At 65.2% G+C, this 3,251-nt stretch carries 3 protein-coding genes; 2 read left to right on the plus strand and 1 reads right to left on the minus strand.

All coding sequences use genetic code 11. The features are described from left to right. The first annotated feature begins 1,024 nt into the window (after nt 1–1,024). Together C1I93_RS29780 and C1I93_RS32835 are read left to right on the plus strand one after the other, a co-directional pair. The gene (locus C1I93_RS29780; protein WP_111246573.1) at nt 1,025–1,687 is read left to right on the plus strand and encodes an NYN domain-containing protein; all 663 of its coding nucleotides are present in this window, start codon (nt 1,025–1,027) and stop codon (nt 1,685–1,687) included. Between the two features lie 721 nt (nt 1,688–2,408). After that, nucleotides 2,409–2,543, plus strand: a complete 135-nt coding sequence (locus C1I93_RS32835; protein ID WP_258378377.1) for a hypothetical protein — start codon at nt 2,409–2,411, stop codon at nt 2,541–2,543. A 424-nt stretch (nt 2,544–2,967) separates the two neighbouring features. Here C1I93_RS32835 and C1I93_RS29790 read toward each other — a convergent pair. Then, a partial coding sequence (locus tag C1I93_RS29790) for an OST-HTH/LOTUS domain-containing protein (protein ID WP_220039616.1) occupies nt 2,968–3,251 on the minus strand: 284 nt, incomplete at its 5' end.

Genomic DNA, 3,251 nt, shown 5'->3' on the forward strand with positions numbered 1-3,251 from the left:
GCCCTGCCCCTCCCCCGCGCACTAGGCCAATCGCACGCGGCGCCCCGACGGCGGCTAGCAAGCATCGCAACCACTCCTGTCGATCATGAAGTGATCGACACGCTAGACACCGCCAGCCATCGACACAAGAGCGAGATCCACATCTCGCGAAGCACCGTCCACCAGGGACGATCACCCACCGCATCGACCTAGGCACTCAGCTCCGGTCCGACCGGTGCCACTTACCACCGCAAACCACACCACACCCCCGCCCCCTCAGACCCATAGCGCCTGAGCTCCTCACGCAAAGCGATCTCCCGCAGACCCTTCGATCAGATGCAAATTTCGTTCTCGTCTGGCGGACCTGCCTGTACGAGATCACCACCGAGATCGCCCACCGGCAGGGACACGATCTACGGGTCTACCGCCACCACCCCGACTGCTGCGAACCCCACGGCAGCGGCGCCGAGGACCGCTGCGAATGACCTTCTATCTCGGCAACCACCGCCACCAACCCGATCGAACATGCGTACGATTCGGGTCATGGATCAGGTGGTCAGGAGGTGGTGGAACGGCTTGTGGGGACGGCTTGCGCGCCGCGACGTGTGGCTCGTCCGCCAGACCCGATGGAAGGTCGTCGCCCGCAGCGGCGACAGCGGGACCGGCCGGACGCTGCGGTGGGAGTTCGACAGCAAAGCCGAAGCCCAAACCATGGTCGACCGCCTTCTCCGCGCGCCTTCGCCCGGCTCATGGCGCGAACACGCGACACCCGACCCGACCCACGACCAGCCGAGCCCTTCGCCGCCGTGGCCGTGTCATAGCGTGACGCTCCACGCCGAGAAGAGACAGCAGGGCTGCCCGCCAGCCCAACACAAAGCCGCAGATAGGCGAGCACACGAGCAACGCGCTCGGACCGTCGACGACTTGTGAAGAACCAGCCGCGCTCACCTCGGCGCTTCCGTTCGGCGATACGGTGAGCGCCACCAGGCCACACCTCACACCTGAGGACCAGCCGACGCGCACCGCCACATGCAGGAGGAACGCGATGGACGCCATCGAGCAGAACAGCACCCGGCTGGCGGTCCTCATCGACGCCGACAACGCCCAACCCACGTTGATCATGCCGCTGCTCGCCGAGGTCGCCAAGTACGGCACCGCGCACGTCAAACGGGCCTACGGGGACTGGACCGGCACCAGCCTGCGCGGCTGGAAAGAACACCTCCTCGCGCAGTCAATCCAACCGATCCAGCAGTTCGCCTACACCCGTGGCAAGAACGCCACCGACGCCGCCCTGATCATCGACGCGATGGACCTGCTCTACACCGCACGTTTCGACGCCTTCTGCATCGTGTCCAGCGACAGCGACTTCACCCGCCTCGCCTCCCGCATCCGCGAATCCGGACTCACCGTCTACGGCTTCGGCGAGCGCAAGACACCTCAATCCTTCGTCGCCGCCTGCGACAAGTTCATCTACACCGAAAACCTTACCTACGACCATCCCGAATCGAGTAAGCCGGTGATGCCGCCGGCATCACCCCGGCCCCCGCCAGATCCGCAACGAGTCGTTGACACCGGCAGGCCCGGCACACGACGCGGACAAGCGTGCGCTCCGGCAACCACCCACTCACCACGAAAGAGACACCCCCGTACCATGTCCCGTTACATCCGCTTGGGTCGACAGTCGGCCGTTGACAGCGATCATCTGTGACGTGGGTGACTTCGTGGCAGGGGCGATAAGCGGACTTCTAGGGGCCTGGGTGATGAGCATAACGCTCTCCATGAGGAGATCGATCAAGGATGCGGCGAACCAACTCCTTCTCCGGACTGTATCGGCTGGAGCAATGGCTGGCGTCGTGAGTTAGATCGCATCACCTGCGAACACAGCGACTTCCTCGAAGCGATAGGTGCGGGCGATCTAGAACATCCTGGACCTTTTGGTTTTGCATTGAGCGGGAAGGGCTGGCAGTCAATACGGAAGCGTTATTCGTGCGCAAAGCCGGCGACTGCATTCGCGAAGATTGGCATGATGATTTCATTCATTCTCTGCTTACGTACCTGCCGGCTGCTGCCGTCACGCTCCGCGGCCAGCCGGACTTCGGTCTGGTCATGGAGCTTGCGCGACAGGCGCCATCGGCCCTTCCGGCACGTCGATCTCTGTACGCTCCGGCGTACCTGCCTGTGCACTCGGTCCTGTACGCCGACACTATTCAACCCACCACAACAGAATGAGTTCTGCGGGTATCAGTTACACCGGGCCGCAACCAGGGTGGACGACCCAATGAAGATGACATCCCCCAGGTCAAGGAGACAAGCAAATGTCAACTACGACGGGTCAGGACAGTGTGGATGTCTCGGCCTCGGCTGCCACCCGGCGAGACCAGCACCGGGCAGATCTCCCCGCTGAGTTCCCCAGCTTTGCTGGAGGGATGATGTTCCCCGGGTTTCACGGAGTCGGATTCCACGACGAGGAGCGGGCGGTGGCGGCGGCGCGGGCGGTGATGGCGCCGCAGATGGCGGAGGTGGCCGGTCAGGTGGAGGAGCGGCCGGTGCCCACGGTGGAGTAGCCGGCTGCCTCGATGGCGAGGTCGACCCGTCGCTGTACGAGCAAGTGGCGAGCGATGCGAACGTCACCGCGCAGGCCGAGATGGACGCCGCGCTACTGCGTCACGCCGCCGACCGCTTGGACGCCTTGCGGACTCGCATCGGCGCGCAGCTGGATGACCAGACCTGACCAACAGCGCGACTCGGGTACTCGTCCGAGTACGCCGTAGGGCACGGCCCGCCGTGCCATCAAACAGGAATTGTCTCGGCGGCTGTCGGGGCTGGCCGACGAAGCTGGCTTCCTGCCGGACCTCGGCAGAAGTCGAGCGTCCTGCGCCGGAAGGTCGTGTACCGCGACCGGTCCCGCCCGGTGATCTCCTGGCGCCTGTTCGCCCACCCGGCATCCCGCCACCGCATAGCTCGGGCCGTGGCTGCCGCTCTGGCGGGCTATGGGTGGACGGGCTGTTCGGGTGTGGTGTGGGGGTGGAGGCGGATGTAGACGATGGCGGGTTTGCCGTCGCCGGGCAGGCGGCGGTCGACGTCACACAGGCCGGTGGCGGCGACAAGGTCGGTGAGTTTGGCGTATCCGTAGGTGCGGGAGTCGAAGTCGGGGCGGCGTTTGGTGAGGATGTTCCCGACGGCGCCGAGGTGTGCCCAGCCGTCGTCGCCGGAAGCGGCGTTGACGGCGTCGCGGATCAGGGTCATGAGGGTGGTGTCGGTCGTGAGTGGGG

The organism is Micromonospora endophytica (assembly GCF_003236305.1).
Lineage (GTDB): Bacteria > Actinomycetota > Actinomycetes > Mycobacteriales > Micromonosporaceae > Micromonospora > Micromonospora endophytica.

Bases quoted from the DNA above. Each gene is read 5' to 3' on its own strand.
- C1I93_RS29780 (WP_111246573.1), top strand. From the start codon at position 1,025: ATGGACGCCATCGAGCAGAACAGCACCCGGCTGGCGGTCCTCATCGAC.
- C1I93_RS32835 (WP_258378377.1), top strand. From the start codon at position 2,409: ATGTTCCCCGGGTTTCACGGAGTCGGATTCCACGACGAGGAGCGGGCG.